We start from the raw sequence: 15,288 nt of genomic DNA, 5'->3' as shown, positions 1-15,288 counted from the left end.
CATTAATCGTTAAATGTTGTCGGTAGCTCTACAAATTCTACCCAGTATTTTCCTAGCGTTTTCATCAAATCAACCAAACCATCAAACGTTACTGGTTTTGTAATGTAAGATGCAGCACCTAAGTTATACCCTTTAACCATGTCTTCTTCTTGTTTAGACGTAGTTAATATAACAACCGGAATTCCCTTTAAGTTAGGGTTTCCTTTTATAGCTTCAAGCGCTTCACGGCCATCCATTCTAGGCATATTTAAATCAAGTAATATAAGTCCAGGACGCGGCGAAACTGCTTTGTCTTCAAACTTACCTTTACGCTCTAAATACTCAAGCAACTCAACGCCATCTTCAACAAAATGAAGCTCGTTAAGTACACGACTTTCAGCAAGGGCATCTTGTGTTAACAAACGATCATCTTCATCGTCGTCTGCCATTAAAATAGTAATCGGTTTTACTTTTGAATAGGGCATTTAAGCCTCTCCTTGCAATGTGAAAAGCTCAGCTTCCACAGGTAGTTTTATAATAAAGGTTGCACCTTCACCGTCTTTACTTTGGGCTGTAATTGTTCCGCCGTGGCGCTCCACAATACGCCTACATACAGAAAGGCCAATACCCGTGCCTTTATATTGTGAGCGTCCATGCAAGCGCTGAAACGGTACAAATATTTTATCGGCATAGTCTTGTGAAAAACCAATACCGTTATCTTCTATGGTAATAACTTGAAAACTTAAATGAGTATTATGATCAGAGCTGAAAATATCTTCATCTTGATAACTAATTTTTATGTGTGGGTTTACGTTGGGACACCTAAATTTAACAGCGTTCGACAACAAATTTAAAAACAGCTGCTGCATTTGGCTTTTATCTGCCTGAATAACTGGCAAATCATCTACATCAATTTGTGCTTCAGACTCTTTTATCGCTATCTCTAAATCACTTAATATATCAGCTACAACTTCATTTAAATTCGTGTCATCAAAATCTTTACCACGCGTTGTAATTCGCGAAAACTCTAATAAGTCGTTTATTAAATTAGACATACGCTGCGCTGCATTTTTCATGCGCCCAATGTAATCCATCCCCTTTTCACCCAATTCATCTTTAAACATGGTTTCAAGACGGTCGCTAAAGGCTTGGATTTTTCTAAGAGGTTCTTGTAAATCATGGCTTGCTACAAAAGCAAACTCTTCAAGCTCTCGGTTACTACGGCTCAATTCATCTGAATATAATGTTAGCTCTTGTGTCCGTTCAGAAACCTTCATTGCTAATGTTTCGTTTTGTTTTTCAAGCTCAAAACGATATTGTGCTGCATTTCTTAAATTAAGGCGCGTCATAATAAACATACCAATAATCAGTAACGCACTCGTTATTGCTGTTATAGCGAATGTAATTTTAGCTTCATTTTTAATCTGTGCTAATTTAGAAAAATGGCTTACTTTAAAGAGTAATTCACGGTCTTGAATTTCATTAACATACTCTCTAATTTGCTTATAAAGCTTTCTTCCTTTATGCGTATTTAATACATACAACGCACGTCTTTCTTTGTCATCTAGCGCAAGGTTTACAGTTTGTTTTAATTCTTTAATTTTACTATCTACAAGAACTAACAACTGGGCTATACGCTCAGCTTGACCGTCAATCTCAGAGTGAAGCGACTTGACATGATCTGTTTGCGCTTCAATTTGGCCTACAGCATCGTAATACGGCGTTAAATAGTCAGCCTCTTCTGTCAATAAATAACCACGCTGTCCTGACTCAGCCTGCACTATGGATAGATGCAGCTTCTCAATTGCAGTGGTTAGCATGCTAGTGTTGTCTAAACTTTTTTGGGTTTGTGTTAAGCCTTGAATCGTATTCAATGCTAAAAATGCGTTGCCCACAATAATACCTAGCACAACCACCATAAATGTTGCCCAAGTGATATTCGCCTTACCTTGCTGTTTTTTCTTGCTCATTTAGCTTCCCGAATTAAAGTTTATACAACACTTAATATTTATTGAGAGTCTGATATTTTTTGCAAACTTTCGCTGCACTGTTGGCAATTATTGATAATTTTATCAAGTGCATCTAACGCTTTTTCTTTTGGCATATCGTTTTCAAGTACCAATTTAATCAGCTCAGCATTCATCGAAATACGATTTAGCGGCCCTCTTGCATCGTGCACTAATTTATTGAGTTGCTCTGTTTGGTTATCGGATGTCATGCCCTTCCTCAAATCTATTTATATTCGCCAATACCGCCATATGCATTAAGGCGGTTATAAAGTGTTTTAGTACTAATACCCAGCATTTGTGCAGCAAGCGTTTTATTACCTTGCACCTTATCAAGCGTTGCATGAATAAGTTCTTTTTCAACTTCTTCAATTGTTTGCCCTGCTGATACAGGCTTTTCGGCAGCTTGATTATTAACGCGCGAAAAAGGTGACTCTAAGTTATCAGGTAAAATAATGTCGCTGGTTTGTGGGTCGCTCATAATAAATGCACGGTGTATAGCATGGCGGAGCTCTCGCACATTACCCGGCCATTCATAGCTTTGCAGCTCTTTGAGCTGTGCGGCAGTCCAACTAAAGGCAGTGCCGTTTTCGTCATTAAGTTGATCTAAAAAGGCTTTTGCTAATAAAGGTACATCTTCTTTTCTATCGCGAAGTGGCGGTATATCAATAGGAAAAACAGCCAACCTAAAGTAAATATCTTCACGAATAACATTATTTTGTGCTAAATCGGTAAGCGAGCGGTTAGTAGCTGAAATAACACGGCAATTAGTTGGTATTTCTCTGTTACCACCTACGCGTGTTACCTTTTTAGTTTCAAGCACTCGTAGTAAATTTGGCTGCATATCAATTGGCATTTCAGTTACTTCATCTAAAAACAAAGTACCGTTATTTGATTGCTCAAATACACCTTCTTTACGTGCAATTGCGCCTGTAAATGCGCCTTTTTCGTGGCCAAATAACTCACTACCAATTAACTCTTTGGAAAGTGCGCCACAGTTGCTAGCAACTAATGGCCCTTCGCACTGGCTTGCGTTATGAATAGCTTGAGCCACTACTTCTTTACCTGCACCACTTTCACCCATAAGCATCACGTTAGCATTTGTTTTAGCTACACGTTCAATCATGCTGTAAAGCTTTTGCATTGGCTCAGATTCACCAATCAAACCGCCAAAGTGGCGTACAATACCGCTCGACTTTGCTTTTTTAACTGCTTTTTTAGGGCCATTTAAAACGAGTTCTAAATCTTCACGTTGTAATGGTTTTAATAAATGCCCTACATTTGGCTCACACATATCAGCTAAAATACCTTTAACTGAAGGATGGCCCGAAATAAGTGTAATTTTTGGAGATTGCCCAATCGTTTTTAAGTGATCAAGTAAGTGCAAACCGCTACCATCAGGCAGCATAAAATCAAGCAGCACATGATCAAAGGCATTATTTTCAAACCATTGATGTGCTTCTTTTAAACTGGTAGCTGTGCTTATATTGTGGCCGAGGAATTCGACTATGTGGCAAACAACGTCACTAAATTCAACGTCGTCATCTACTAAAAGTATGTCTAACATGATAAATCCCTATTCTTTTTCCTTATTCTACGCATCCTAGATATTAATTTAAAGGTGCGCACAGAATCTAATTTTTAAAATAAACTTAAGCGATTAAATGCTATTAATGTTACCAACCTAATATTTACGTATGCTGAAAAAAATCGATCATAAATTATGATTAATAATTAAAATCGTTTCTATTTATAGAATGCTAGCAACTATTATTATTATTAAAAACCTAAAAAAGGAGACGAAATGCAGCAATTAAAAACCTTAATACATTCAGGTATTAATATTGACCAAGGCACTCAATTTACACGCTTAACAGCTCGCGCCATTGTAATTAAAAATAATAAAATACTTTTAATGTATACAAACCGTTATGAAGACTACAGCCTACCCGGCGGTGGAGTAGATGACGGCGAAAGTATTGAGCAAGGCTTAATTCGCGAACTAAGCGAGGAAACCGGTGCACAACAAATAAGTGTAGTTAAAGCTTATGGACTCTATGAAGAGTATCGTCCTTGGTATAAAGACGATTTTGATATTATTCATATTAAATCGTATTGCTTTGTATGCAGTATTGCCGACGAGTTTGGCAAAGCGCAGTTAGAGCATTACGAGCAGCAAAATGGCATGACAGCCAAATGGGTTGATATTAACGACGCAATTGCACATAACGAGCGCACCATTGCTAACAGTGAAAAACAAGGGCTTTCTATTTTACGAGAAACTTACTTATTAAAGCGCATTGCAAAGGAGCTAATATAAAGCTCTGTGTTTGTCCCAGAGGGTGTTGTAAATTTTGCAACGCCCAGAATATTTTACTACCTCGAGCACCTCAATTTTTATATTTAAAAAATACCCCTTCAGCAAAAATATAAATTTAACTAATAAAATCAGATGGATAAAAACAAAAGCAACTTTTTTAAAAACTGGCTCTAGCCTTGCACCTTTTGAATAACTAAATTTGTAAGGAGATAGAAATGAGTAACACAGTTAAAACGATTAACCCCGCAACTGAGCAAACCATTGAAACCTACACGCTACTTTCTCAAAAGGAAGCAGAACAGGTAATCGAAAAATCTCACGAAACATATTTAAAATGGCGATTAACGTCATTCACTGAACGTGCAAAATACCTTAATAAGTTAGCATCGCTATTTGAAGATCAAAAAGAAGCTATTGCAAAACTCATGACCGAAGAAATGGGTAAAGTTTACGAGCAAGGCTTTCAAGAAGTTGAACTATGTGCAGGAATTTGTCGTTATACAGCCGAACAAGGCCCACAAGTACTTGCTGACGAAGAACGTGATATGGACGGCGGCCGCGCAATTATCAGCTACCAACCAACAGGTGTACTATTAGGTATTCAACCGTGGAACTTTCCGCTTTATCAGGTAATTCGCTACAGTGCTGCTAACATCATGGCGGGTAACACAACCGTATTAAAACATGCTGGTAACGTATTTGGCATGGCTGAAAAAATAGAAGAGCTATTTAAACAAGCTGGTTTCCCAGAGTATTGCTTTAACAATCTACTTATCGACGGCAAAACAGCCAGTTCTTTAATTTCGCACAAAGCAATTAGCGGCGTAACCTTTACCGGTAGTGATGCGACAGGTAAAAAAGTAGCAGAAGAAGCAGGTAAACACGTTAAGAAAACGGTGTTAGAGCTTGGTAGTAACGACGCTTACTTAGTACTTGATGATGCAGACCTAGAGCTTGCAGTTAAAACCTGTGTAACTGGGCGCATGATCAATAACGGTGAAACGTGTGTTTCAGCTAAACGTTTCGTTGTTGTAGAGTCACTTTACGATGACTTTAAAGCGCAAATTAAAGAGCAATTTGAAGCCATGAAAATGGGCGATCCAATGGCTGATGACACAGACTTAGGTCCAATGGCACGTGAAGACTTACGCGACGGTATTCACGACCAAGTAATGGAATCAGTTAAAGCAGGTGCAAACATAGTAACGGGCGGCGAAATACCTTCGCAAACAGGCTATTACTACCCACCTACTCTACTAGATAACTTAGCCCCTGGTATGCCAGCCTACGACGACGAATTATTTGGCCCAGTAGCTTCGCTTATTAAAGCCAAAGACAACGACGATGCAATGCGCATCGCTAACGACTCTCGCTACGGTTTAGGCGGCGGTATTTTCTCTAAAGATGAGAAAAAAGCCATTGAACTAGCTAAAAAGTACTTTGACACAGGCATGATCAATATTAACGGCTACGGTTTAGCACAACCTAACCTACCGTTTGGTGGTGTTAAAGAAAGTGGCTACGGCCGAGAGCACGGCGGCTTTGGTATGCGCGAATTTGTGAATATCAAATGTATTATGATCAATAGCTAATTTAACCTTAAATACTAATACATTAAAAAACCTAAAAGTGGGTAACCGCTTTTAGGTTTTTTTAACTTTAAGATTAGATTACAGAAGAGCTTAGTCTTTACTAAGTTCAAACCACAAAGCAACTACACAGTAATAACTGTAAATGAGCAGTTGGCTTTTTAATCATTATCAATATAAAAGAATAATATAATAAATTCAGAGGCACTAATTGCAGCTAGCTGCATTATCAGCAAAAACATAATACCAATCCCAGCCTGAGGGTCAGGTTCAATACCAAAGACAAGTACTGGCGCTAAAGTAATAGTACATAATGCAGCTATAATTCTAATAAAAATGAGCCGTTTATTTTTATAGTTTTTAGCGTTAGCTAAAAAATATAGAAGCAAATAAGGCAACAGCATAAACGCAAAGCCAATTTCAGTTGGCATCCAGTACTTAATAGCAACAGCAACTAAAGATAAAACAGCAAGCACCTTAACTGGGTAGTATATTTTTTTATAATTCACATGCTTTCCTTTGCACGCAGTGCTTTATTAGCACCAAATAAAATATTGCCGAACAATATAAAAACTTTAATTATGCAATGCAATCTATTTCACTAGACTTAACCTGACAGGCAACAATGAGCGAGAAGCGGTCGCTCAGATGAGTCATTTTTAACTTAATAAGAATAAGAGGACGCTTTCCTCTTTTTACATATTTATATAAGCTACAGTAAGCATAATATTTATAGCTAGCATAAGCTTACACTATTTGCTATTAATATAAGTCCATTAAATAAGGATGTTTTCGCGCTAAAATAGGGAAAGTGTCCTCTGATAAAGTTGTTATGTAAATAGAGGTTCCAATGAACTGTGGAAGTTGCCAATACTTTAAAGATCTTACTTTTTTCAACATGGGTTTACGGTGTATGAATAAATCAAACAGCCCTACCGTTGGAGATTTTAAGATCTTGAATAATGAAAATTATTCGTGTGGACATTACAAAGTTTATCATCCAAATAATCGCTTTGAGTGGGATAAAAATAAAAATGAGAGCAACCAAAAAAAACACAAAATAGGATTTGAACGAATTCATGATCTATATAATGATAAGTTTATGCTCCAAATGGTTGTTCAAACTGAAAAATGGGAGGATGTTAGTAACTTACCTCCTCATGTGGAAAGAAATGAAGGTAACATTGACCCGATCAGAGCTAAACTAATCGGAGAAATTGATGGAAAGATTTATACTGCAATATATACCTTTCGAGGCGGCGTAGGTGATATGAAATATCGCATTATCTCCTTACGAAGAGCTGATAAAAATGATTGCAACTCTTATGAAACTTTTAAGAATTCAAAATAGAATTTACATAACAAAGGCATTAATGCGGCGTTACCAATGTCCGCCGTTGGCACTTTCTAGCCACTCGACAACATAAACGTGGTAGTCGTGTTGTTGCTAGCCAATTCATTATTTTTGTCGGATGGCGTGGCTTCGCCACTTATCCGACCTACACTGCCTAATAGCTATAACTTTTCCTCAAACCTCGGCACTTTTCGCTTGTCTGCCTTATTCATAGCAAGCTCTTGGATTTCTTCATGCTTTAGATCTTCGGGTTTATCTTCTAGTGACTCCTGATTAGCGTTCTCAAAAGAAAGCTCAGTCAGTAGCGCAAAGTGATCAGAGCCATACTTAGCTAAGCGCTTAATACGTTTTACTTTAAAGCCTTCGCTGTGAAATAAGTGATCGAGCGGCCAACGCATAAAAAAGTAGCTTGCATGAAAGGTGTTATAAAAACCACGGCCTTTTCGAGGGTCTAAAAAGCCACTTATTTGCATAAACAAACGGGTGCTACGCGACCATGCTACGTCGTTTAAATCACCGGCAACTATGGTAGGTCGTGTTGGGTTTTTAAGTGCTTTAGCCACCATTATTAGCTCAGAGTCGCGAGGACGTGATGAGTCTTCCTCTGTCGGGCTTGGTGGTGCGGGGTGAATAAAGTGACCTTGCATTTGCAGGCCTTCATCATTTTCAAACAGAATATGAATTGAAGGAATATCTTCTTCTATTAGCTCACATATTTGTGCATCGAGTATTTTAAATTTGCTGTATAAGTGCATGCCATAACGATTGTCTTTAGGGCATTCTATGTAATACGGGTAATTTTTTTTAATGACTGATAATTTATTTTCCCACCAGCTATCGCTCTCAAGCGTAATAAGTAGGTCGGGTTGATGCTCATCTACAAGGCTAATTAGCTGCTCACTTTTATGGTTCGACATAAGTACATTTGCCGACATAATTCGTACGCTGTGGTCTATATGCTTTGGTGCGCTTTGCACTTCTTTTTTAGCAAGCCACGTATACGGGTAAATCCATTTACCTTGTAAAATCATTATAAATAATGAGGTTAAGGCTATAAATACATAACCTATTGCGCTACTTTGCCATAATAAAAACAACGATGTAACGGCTACAAAACTGGCAATATAAAATACTTGTAAGCGCACAAAGTCGCAGCTACGCACTAAGTAATGCTGGCTGTACGACATAGGCAACAAGGTAACCAGTAAAAAAAAGCCAATAATTATAGCCAGCGCAATAAGCATTTTAATATCCTTATAAAGTTAGTTTAGCGACTTAAAATTGAAAGTATTTCTCGGGTGTCGTGCACCATGTGAATAACTGTACGGTCTATTTCTATACTCACTGTACCATTATCTCTAGAGCGTTCAATCACTCTACCTCGTTTATATAAATCACGATCTAAATAGTCGCCTCGGTGGTAGCTTTTACTTAGCCCTGGTGGCGTCCAACCTGCGCGAATTAACTGCTTTGCCTCTTTTTTAGAAAGGTAGTCATTGTCGTTGTGTTTATGTGAATGATGCTTATTATGGCCGTGTTTATGACCATGCTTATCTTTATGCGGTTTCGCATCTGCGCTTATTGAAAATAAAGCCAATGCTATTAGTGCTGTGTATGTTAGTGCTCTCATAAATAATCTCTAGCGTAATTAATAGCTAAAGGTTAACAAACACGGCTGAACATCATATGAAACAGCTTACACTTATTTAACGTTGTTTATATTGTGTTTTACAGTGGCTTCGCATAATAGCGGGATCGCGTAATTTTAAGTGTTTTGTTTTACGACCAGCATGGCGTTTACGCCACACTTTAAAACTGCCTTTTGAAATATGTTCGCGCATAAATACCACCAGCTGCGGGTATTTTAATCCGTATAACTGCTCTATTGCCTCAAAAGGGGTTCTATCTTCCCACGCCATTTCGATAATGCGTGACTGCTGCTCTGCGTTAAACATGGTATATCTCACAAAATTTAACTTATACGCTAGGTAAAAATACTTAGATCAATGCAATTAAGCTCAGTAACTGTATAATTGGCGTTCAATTTATGTATTTTAAAAGATATCGAATTTTTATTTATGCGCGCAATATTTCTGTTTTTAGCTTTAACTTTACCTTCATTATTACTTGCAGCGCCAAGTAAAACCCTGCGCTGCGTAACAACTCACTACCCGCCTTTTACTATATTTGATGAGAAAAGCGATACGTTCACAGGTTTAGATATTGAATACTTAACCTTTATTGAGCGTAATTTAAATCTTAAAATTGACGTAATTCATCTGCCATGGGCGCGCGTTAAAAAAGAAATGGCGCTGGGCTACTACGACTGCTATTTCTCTTTGGCCAATACAGAGGAACGAGCAAAGTATTTAGATTTTACAAGCGTGCCCTTGCATACTACTAAGTATGGTTTATTTGCTTTAAACAAAGATAAATTGCTCACTGACGATTTATCAAATACCCCAATAGCAATGCTGCGCGGCGTTCCTGTGCCTGAGGTTATTGCTAAAAAGTATAACCTTGATGAGAATAATCTGCTTCGTTCACTTTCAACTAAAGACACTTTTGAGCTGCTAGAAAAAAATCGCGTTGAATACGCAATAACTAACTATCAAGCGGGTTTGTGGTACTCAAAGGAATATAAAAACGTATCCGCTAGGCAGCTCAATGAGTTTACGTTTCCTACTTACATTGCTTTTAAGCGTGGCGTAATAGATACAAAATTAGTTGATGAGCAAATAAAGCGTTTTAAAACACAAACTCAATAATTAACACCGCACACGTTAAGAGATAACCAATGTTTACAAAACTACCAAAGTGGGTTGAATATGGCGCGTTTACGCTCGCATTTATAGCGGGGATAGTAAACGCTGTAGGCTTATTATGATTTGAGCACCAGGCTATTTCGCATGTATCTGGCTCTGTTACTTTACTTGGTATTAAAGCAATAACTAATTCTAGTACTGCCTTATTGTTACTTTCAATAATTGTTAGCTTTATGTTGGGTTCGGCACTGTCGGGCTTTTTGCTCTCTGGTGGCTCATTAAAACTTGGTCGTCATTACGACACTTTGCTTTTTATTGAAGGATTGCTACTACTTGCGAGTGCTTATTTACTCAAAAACACATTCGTTTACGGCATTGTATTAACGTCAGCTGCGTGTGGGTTACAAAATGCGCTAGCAACTAATTACAGTGGTGCTGTTATACGTACGACACATTTAACCGGTATTTTTACTGACCTTGGTTTAATGCTAGGTAAAGCGCTTAAAGGTGAGCAATTTGATACCCGTAAAGGCGTTATGTTTTTACTCATTATTGCAGGCTTTTTAATAGGCGGTATAACCGGCTACGTTTTATTTAAGCATTACTTAGTGCTGGCTTTGGTGTTTCCTGCTGTGGCTTGCTTTGTTTTATCAATTACGTATCGGGTTTACAGGTTACGTACGCTTTAACGCAACAAGTTTAAATGCATATTAAAACCGCATATTATAGAGGCAATGCAATATAGATTACTTTCAAGGAATGTATGAAACCTTATTTTTTGCCGCTGATATTACCCTTTAGCCACACTGCGTTTGCCAATAATCAAAACAACGATGCAATAGAAACCATAACAACTACGGCATCACGTATTGAAGCGCTATCTACCCCAATGCCTTTATCAATAAGTACACTCAGCGAAGCGCAGCTAAATAGCATAGCGCCTACCCATATTGAAGAAGCCCTGCAACGTGTAGCGGGTGCTAATATTCAACGCGGAAATGGCCAAGAATATTTACCCGCACTTCGCTCCCCGGTACTTTCGGGCGCTGGCGCATGTGGTGGCATATTGACTTTGGAGGATGGCATACCACTGAGAGCCGCTGGGTTTTGTAACATAAACGAGCTATTTGAGGCGCACAGCGAAATGGCGCAGCGCATTGAAGTGCTAAAAGGCCCTGGCTCTGCACTTTATGGTTCAAACGCTGTACATGGTGTTATTAATGTAATAACACCCGACACCACTCAAGGCGGTGGTTTAGTTGGTTTAGACTATGGCTCGTACGGCTATACCCGCTACAAATTACGTGCAGGACAAGATTACGGCAACAGCGGTATCGGCATTAACGCAAGTGTTACCGACGATAGCGGTTACCGCGACGACGAAAGCGTAGAGCAACAAAAAGTAAATATTCGCCATCGCTATTCAAATAATAATTTATTACTTACCTCTGGGCTTACTTACACAAATCTTAATCAGCAAACGGCTGGATTTATTACAGGCTTTGAAAGTTATAAAAACGAAGACCTCGCGCAAAAAAACTTTGACCCTGACGCATTTAGAAAAGCACGCGCATTTAGAGCATGGAGCAACGCTACATGGCAATTAAATAACGATGATGTGCTCTCTACTACGTTATATTTTCGCGACCAAAGCATGGACTTTTTTAAGCACTTTTTACCCGGCACACCGCTTGAAAAAAACAGCCAAACAGGTTTTGGCGTACAATCACTTTATCAACATAATTTACAAAGTAATATAAAAATAAACCTAGGGCTTGATGGCGAATACACGCTAGCCGATTTTACTCAAAGCCAAAATGAGCCAACTCAAGGTTCGGCATTTTTAGTTGCTACAGTACCCCAAGGTAAGCATTACGATTACGATGTAAACGCCACGCTTTATGCTCCTTTTGCATCTATTGATTGGCAATTAAATAAGTGGTTACTTACCGCAGGTGTGCGCTACGAGCATATGCAGTACGACTACACCAATAATATGCTAGCAGGTAGAACAAAAGACGATGGCACAGAATGCGGCTTTGGTGGCTGCCGATACAGCCGCCCTGAAAGTGGAAAAAATAGTTTTAGTAATCTATCGCCAAAGCTTGGGGTTAGTTATCAGTACAATACAAATAACACGCTTTATGCAAACTTTTCTCGCGGTTATAGAGCGCCTCAAGCGGCTGAGCTATACCAATTACAACGCGAGCAAACCACTGCAAATTTAAGCGCCGAAATAGCAAATAACGCAGAGTTTGGTATTAAAGGGGTTTACGAAAAGCTACGTTATGGCGTGTCACTTTACGCTATGAGTAAACACAATACGATTTACCGCGATAGTGACTTTTTTACGGTAAATAATGGCAGCTCTCGCCATCGTGGTATTGAGCTTGAGCTTGACTACCAGCTCACTAAGTCGCTTGCGCTTAACTTTGCAGGCACTCACGCAAAGCATACTTATACTAACAACCAAATACTTAACGGTTTAAATATAAACGGCAACGACATAGATACCGCGCCGCGTAATATTGCTAATCTCGATTTAACATGGCAGGCATTAAACAACGCGCAATTTGCTTTGCAGTGGCACCGCGTTGGTAACTACTACACCGACCCAGAAAACTTAAATAAATACCAAGGGCATGATGTTTTAAGCCTACGCGCACAGTGGCAAGTTACTAATAACCTTGAAGTGCTTGCCCGCATTATTAATTTAACTAATGAGGCTTATGCAGAGCGCGCCGATTACACCAGTTTCACCGGCGACAGGTACTTTCCTGGCAAACCACGTAACGCGATGCTTTCGGCAACTTACACGTGGTAATGCTTACTTAAAGGCTAAACTTATTTAAGAGCTAAGCTAATTTAACTGATTTAGGTCGCTCATGTATTTCATGGGCGACTTTTTCATTACCTTTTTAAACATAGTAATAAACGCACTCACCGAGTCATACCCTAATAACTCCGACACCTGCTGCACACTTTGCTTATCAGAAAGCGCTTTTAAGGCTGTAATTATATGTAATTGCGTACGCCACTTTCCAAATGTCATGCCTGTTTCTTTTTTAATTAACCGCGCTAATGTGCGCTCAGTTAATGCAAACTGCTTAGCCCATTGTGGTAGTGTTTTTCGGTTATTTGGCATATTTATAAGCTGATCGCTCATGGTTTGAATTACCTCGTTTTTAGATAATACAAAATCCAGTGGTTGTACAGGCATTTCAATAAGTTGATCAAATAACACCTGCGCTAAACGCGCTGTTTTACTATTTAAAGTATAGTGCTGATTATGCCCAGCCAACTCACACATTAGCTCTTTAACCAGCGGCGTAATGGCTAACGTACAGGTATTTAACGGCATACCTTTTTTACTACTATCAATAAATAAATGACAAAGCTGCGCGTTATCAGACGCCCTATTGCTATGCACCTTTTGTGCTGGGATCCAAATTGCACTGTGCGTAGGCACCATCCACATTTTTGCCGACACTTCACACGTTACATAACCATGTAGCGCTAAAATTAATTGCCCTTTTGGATGGGTATGCAGTGGTATTTCGTGACTTGCATGGGCATGCTCTATTTTGGCTATTATGGGCTGCGCCATAGTTTCAAAATTTTTAATGTCGTCCCAACCAATTGCATCAAACATAGTTTTGTCTGTTTTTAGTTATTTAATGTCATTATCTCTAAATTATAGTTTTTACTAAGCCTTTATACTAGCGCCCATTAAGTATTAGCTTTAATGGTCTTCCCTTTTGTTAAATAACACACCTAAATCACGCTTTGCTGGCATATTACTTGTGCTTGGCATATTACTTATTGCCGCAAATTTACGCGCTACATTTACAGGTATTGCACCTGTGCTTGAACAAATTATTAATCACTTTGGGCTTAGCGCATCGCAAGCTGGTTTTTTAACAACATTGCCACTCATTGCCTTTGCGGTTGTATCGCCAATGGCCGCAACCCTTGCTAAAAAGCAAGGGTTAGAGCGCACCTTGTTTTTGGCTTTGTTATTTATACTTGCAGGGGTTGCAGCGCGGGTAATAAATACCTCAGCTATGCTTTTTGTAGGCACCGCTATTATTGGTGTGGGCATTGCCATCGCAAACGTATTATTACCAAGTTTAATTAAGCGCGACTTCCCTGCAAAGGTTGCGTTAATGACCTCAGCCTACGTGCTTACTATGGGCGTGGTATCGGGTGGGTTTTCTACTTTAGTATTTCCACTTAGTCAGTTAAACGGATTAGGATGGCAACTTGCGCTGGGCTCATCAGCTCTTATTACTTTGGCGAGTATTATTGTATGGATGTCGCAATTAAGTAAGCACACAAAACCCGCGAGTATTGCTCAACACACTGACACGTCAAAAAGTGTATGGCGTTATTTACTAGCATGGCAAATTACCCTACTGCTGGGCTTAAACTCGTTTTTAAATTATATAATTATTACGTGGTTACCAAGCATATTAACCGAAACCGGTCACTCAGCTACCCAAGCAGGTGCTTATCATGGTGCTTTTCAAATAGCGACTGCATTACCGGGTTTAATATTAATCCCCCTATTGGCAAAATTAAAAGATCAAAGCGCGCTTAGCTTTATTTTAGCCATGTTGAGTGCACTCAGTGCATTGGGGCTGCTTTACATGCCTAGCTTTGCTTTTGTTTGGACCCTAATGCTGGGCTTTTGCTCTGGGGCATGTTTTATATTGGGGCTGTCGTTTATTAGTTTACGAACCGATGATTCGCAACAAGCAGCGTCGCTTTCAGGTATGTCGCAAAGCGTAGGTTATTTGCTCGCGGCTATTGGTCCTATGCTAGCTGGTGCATTACACACTACAACAGGCAGTTGGAGTGCGCCATTATGGCTGTGCGCTATTGCAGGAGTACTGTGTGCTTTATGTGGTTTGGGCAGTGGTAAAAACACCACTTTAGCTAAATCAGCTAACTAGCTGCTGTAACCACGAAAATAAACCAGACGAAGGTTTACTACTCGCATGCTTTTGCTCATAGCGTTTATTCGTTGCTTCGCGCTGTTCACGGCGCTCTTGTGCTAAATTAGCTTTTGCAGCAAAACGCAAGCGCTGCTCTTGAGTAAGCTCATCATTAAAGCTAATGGCTGACTTTTTAACGGCTAGGCTACTTTTAGGTGAACTACACATATATTTCTCCACATGACGGTCTTATAAATAGACAGTCATGTAGGAAAAAAATTTCAATAATCGTTTGTCATATCCATTGGTTGTTTCGTTTTTAGCATTTAACGCACCTA

At 39.1% G+C, this 15,288-nt stretch carries 16 protein-coding genes and 1 pseudogene; 7 read left to right on the top strand and 10 right to left on the bottom strand.

From position 1 onward, the window contains the following. Window positions 1-2: 2 nt before the first annotated feature. The 4 genes from AC5NT5_RS03565 to AC5NT5_RS03550 are packed head-to-tail and all read right to left on the bottom strand — an operon-like array spanning window position 3 to window position 3,552. A complete protein-coding gene (locus AC5NT5_RS03565; protein ID WP_039485075.1) occupies window positions 3-464 on the bottom strand; it encodes a response regulator in 462 nt (153 codons plus the stop codon). After that, window positions 465-1,949: a sensor histidine kinase gene (locus AC5NT5_RS03560; protein WP_494513391.1), complete on the bottom strand. Its 1,485-nt coding sequence runs from the start codon at window positions 1,947-1,949 to the stop codon at window positions 465-467. A 38-nt stretch (window positions 1,950-1,987) separates the two neighbouring features. Next, window positions 1,988-2,197 carry a histidine kinase gene (locus tag AC5NT5_RS03555; RefSeq protein WP_039485081.1) on the bottom strand — a complete coding sequence of 70 codons (210 nt, stop codon included), beginning with the start codon at window positions 2,195-2,197 and terminating at the stop codon, window positions 1,988-1,990. Between the two features lie 14 nt (window positions 2,198-2,211). Then, window positions 2,212-3,552, bottom strand: coding sequence for a sigma-54-dependent transcriptional regulator (locus AC5NT5_RS03550; RefSeq protein ID WP_182673313.1), 1,341 nt, complete (start codon window positions 3,550-3,552; stop codon window positions 2,212-2,214). 237 nt (window positions 3,553-3,789) lie between these two features. On the opposite strand from AC5NT5_RS03550, the gene AC5NT5_RS03545 reads away from it, so the two are divergent. Then, the gene (locus AC5NT5_RS03545) at window positions 3,790-4,305 is read left to right on the top strand and encodes an NUDIX hydrolase (protein ID WP_182672850.1); all 516 of its coding nucleotides are present in this window, start codon (window positions 3,790-3,792) and stop codon (window positions 4,303-4,305) included. 215 nt (window positions 4,306-4,520) lie between these two features. After that, the gene (locus tag AC5NT5_RS03540; RefSeq protein WP_182672851.1) at window positions 4,521-5,897 is read left to right on the top strand and encodes an NAD-dependent succinate-semialdehyde dehydrogenase; all 1,377 of its coding nucleotides are present in this window, start codon (window positions 4,521-4,523) and stop codon (window positions 5,895-5,897) included. A 158-nt stretch (window positions 5,898-6,055) separates the two neighbouring features. On the opposite strand, the gene AC5NT5_RS03535 is transcribed toward AC5NT5_RS03540, so the two are convergent. After that, window positions 6,056-6,403: a hypothetical protein gene (locus AC5NT5_RS03535; protein WP_494513390.1), complete on the bottom strand. Its 348-nt coding sequence runs from the start codon at window positions 6,401-6,403 to the stop codon at window positions 6,056-6,058. Between the two features lie 404 nt (window positions 6,404-6,807). Here AC5NT5_RS03535 and AC5NT5_RS03530 point away from each other — a divergent pair, with 404 nt between their 5' ends. After that, entirely contained in the window at window positions 6,808-7,245 is a 438-nt protein-coding gene (locus tag AC5NT5_RS03530; protein WP_494513389.1) for a BrnT family toxin, read from the top strand. 164 nt (window positions 7,246-7,409) lie between these two features. On the opposite strand, the gene AC5NT5_RS03525 is transcribed toward AC5NT5_RS03530, so the two are convergent. From AC5NT5_RS03525 to AC5NT5_RS03515, 3 genes are all read right to left on the bottom strand, one after another. Then, window positions 7,410-8,492, bottom strand: coding sequence for an endonuclease/exonuclease/phosphatase family protein (locus AC5NT5_RS03525; protein WP_182672854.1), 1,083 nt, complete (start codon window positions 8,490-8,492; stop codon window positions 7,410-7,412). A 23-nt stretch (window positions 8,493-8,515) separates the two neighbouring features. Further along, window positions 8,516-8,878 carry a hypothetical protein gene (locus AC5NT5_RS03520; RefSeq protein ID WP_188162236.1) on the bottom strand — a complete coding sequence of 121 codons (363 nt, stop codon included), beginning with the start codon at window positions 8,876-8,878 and terminating at the stop codon, window positions 8,516-8,518. A 76-nt stretch (window positions 8,879-8,954) separates the two neighbouring features. Next, a complete protein-coding gene (locus AC5NT5_RS03515; RefSeq protein WP_024595124.1) occupies window positions 8,955-9,203 on the bottom strand; it encodes a TIGR03643 family protein in 249 nt (82 codons plus the stop codon). 123 nt (window positions 9,204-9,326) lie between these two features. Here AC5NT5_RS03515 and AC5NT5_RS03510 point away from each other — a divergent pair, with 123 nt between their 5' ends. The 3 genes and pseudogenes from AC5NT5_RS03510 (at window position 9,327) to AC5NT5_RS03500 (ending at window position 12,837) form a co-directional block, all read left to right on the top strand. Then, on the top strand, window positions 9,327-10,016 hold the full coding sequence (locus AC5NT5_RS03510) for a substrate-binding periplasmic protein (protein ID WP_494513388.1): 690 nt from the start codon (window positions 9,327-9,329) through the stop codon (window positions 10,014-10,016). A 29-nt stretch (window positions 10,017-10,045) separates the two neighbouring features. Then, a pseudogene (locus AC5NT5_RS03505) lies at window positions 10,046-10,702 on the top strand (YoaK family protein). 74 nt (window positions 10,703-10,776) lie between these two features. Beyond that, complete coding sequence (locus tag AC5NT5_RS03500; protein WP_494513387.1) at window positions 10,777-12,837, top strand: TonB-dependent receptor; 2,061 nt, start codon at window positions 10,777-10,779, stop codon at window positions 12,835-12,837. 36 nt (window positions 12,838-12,873) lie between these two features. Here AC5NT5_RS03500 and AC5NT5_RS03495 read toward each other — a convergent pair whose 3' ends face one another. Beyond that, entirely contained in the window at window positions 12,874-13,665 is a 792-nt protein-coding gene (locus AC5NT5_RS03495) for an AraC family transcriptional regulator (RefSeq protein ID WP_494513386.1), read from the bottom strand. A gap of 106 nt (window positions 13,666-13,771) precedes the next feature. On the opposite strand from AC5NT5_RS03495, the gene AC5NT5_RS03490 reads away from it, so the two are divergent. Next, a complete protein-coding gene (locus AC5NT5_RS03490; protein ID WP_182673304.1) occupies window positions 13,772-14,968 on the top strand; it encodes an MFS transporter in 1,197 nt (398 codons plus the stop codon). Here the strand turns inward: AC5NT5_RS03490 and AC5NT5_RS03485 are convergent. Next, a complete protein-coding gene (locus AC5NT5_RS03485; RefSeq protein WP_494513385.1) occupies window positions 14,957-15,178 on the bottom strand; it encodes a hypothetical protein in 222 nt (73 codons plus the stop codon). The two genes, AC5NT5_RS03490 and AC5NT5_RS03485, sit on opposite strands and share 12 nt — an antisense overlap. Window positions 15,179-15,288 lie beyond the last annotated feature (110 nt).

The sequence above is a fragment of the Pseudoalteromonas sp. J2K-J599 genome (assembly GCF_059295115.2).
This window is presented reverse-complemented; position numbering and strand designations above follow the sequence as displayed.

Coding starts and splice junctions, on each gene's coding strand:
- AC5NT5_RS03565 (WP_039485075.1), bottom strand. CDS start 464: ATGCCCTATTCAAAAGTAAAACCGATTACTATTTTAATGGCAGACGAC.
- AC5NT5_RS03560 (WP_494513391.1), bottom strand. CDS start 1,949: ATGAGCAAGAAAAAACAGCAAGGTAAGGCGAATATCACTTGGGCAACA.
- AC5NT5_RS03555 (WP_039485081.1), bottom strand. CDS start 2,197: ATGACATCCGATAACCAAACAGAGCAACTCAATAAATTAGTGCACGAT.
- AC5NT5_RS03550 (WP_182673313.1), bottom strand. CDS start 3,552: ATGTTAGACATACTTTTAGTAGATGACGACGTTGAATTTAGTGACGTT.
- AC5NT5_RS03545 (WP_182672850.1), top strand. CDS start 3,790: ATGCAGCAATTAAAAACCTTAATACATTCAGGTATTAATATTGACCAA.
- AC5NT5_RS03540 (WP_182672851.1), top strand. CDS start 4,521: ATGAGTAACACAGTTAAAACGATTAACCCCGCAACTGAGCAAACCATT.
- AC5NT5_RS03530 (WP_494513389.1), top strand. CDS start 6,808: ATGAATAAATCAAACAGCCCTACCGTTGGAGATTTTAAGATCTTGAAT.
- AC5NT5_RS03525 (WP_182672854.1), bottom strand. CDS start 8,492: ATGCTTATTGCGCTGGCTATAATTATTGGCTTTTTTTTACTGGTTACC.
- AC5NT5_RS03520 (WP_188162236.1), bottom strand. CDS start 8,878: ATGAGAGCACTAACATACACAGCACTAATAGCATTGGCTTTATTTTCA.
- AC5NT5_RS03515 (WP_024595124.1), bottom strand. CDS start 9,203: ATGTTTAACGCAGAGCAGCAGTCACGCATTATCGAAATGGCGTGGGAA.
- AC5NT5_RS03510 (WP_494513388.1), top strand. CDS start 9,327: ATGCGCGCAATATTTCTGTTTTTAGCTTTAACTTTACCTTCATTATTA.
- AC5NT5_RS03500 (WP_494513387.1), top strand. CDS start 10,777: ATGAAACCTTATTTTTTGCCGCTGATATTACCCTTTAGCCACACTGCG.
- AC5NT5_RS03495 (WP_494513386.1), bottom strand. CDS start 13,665: ATGTTTGATGCAATTGGTTGGGACGACATTAAAAATTTTGAAACTATG.
- AC5NT5_RS03485 (WP_494513385.1), bottom strand. CDS start 15,178: ATGTGTAGTTCACCTAAAAGTAGCCTAGCCGTTAAAAAGTCAGCCATT.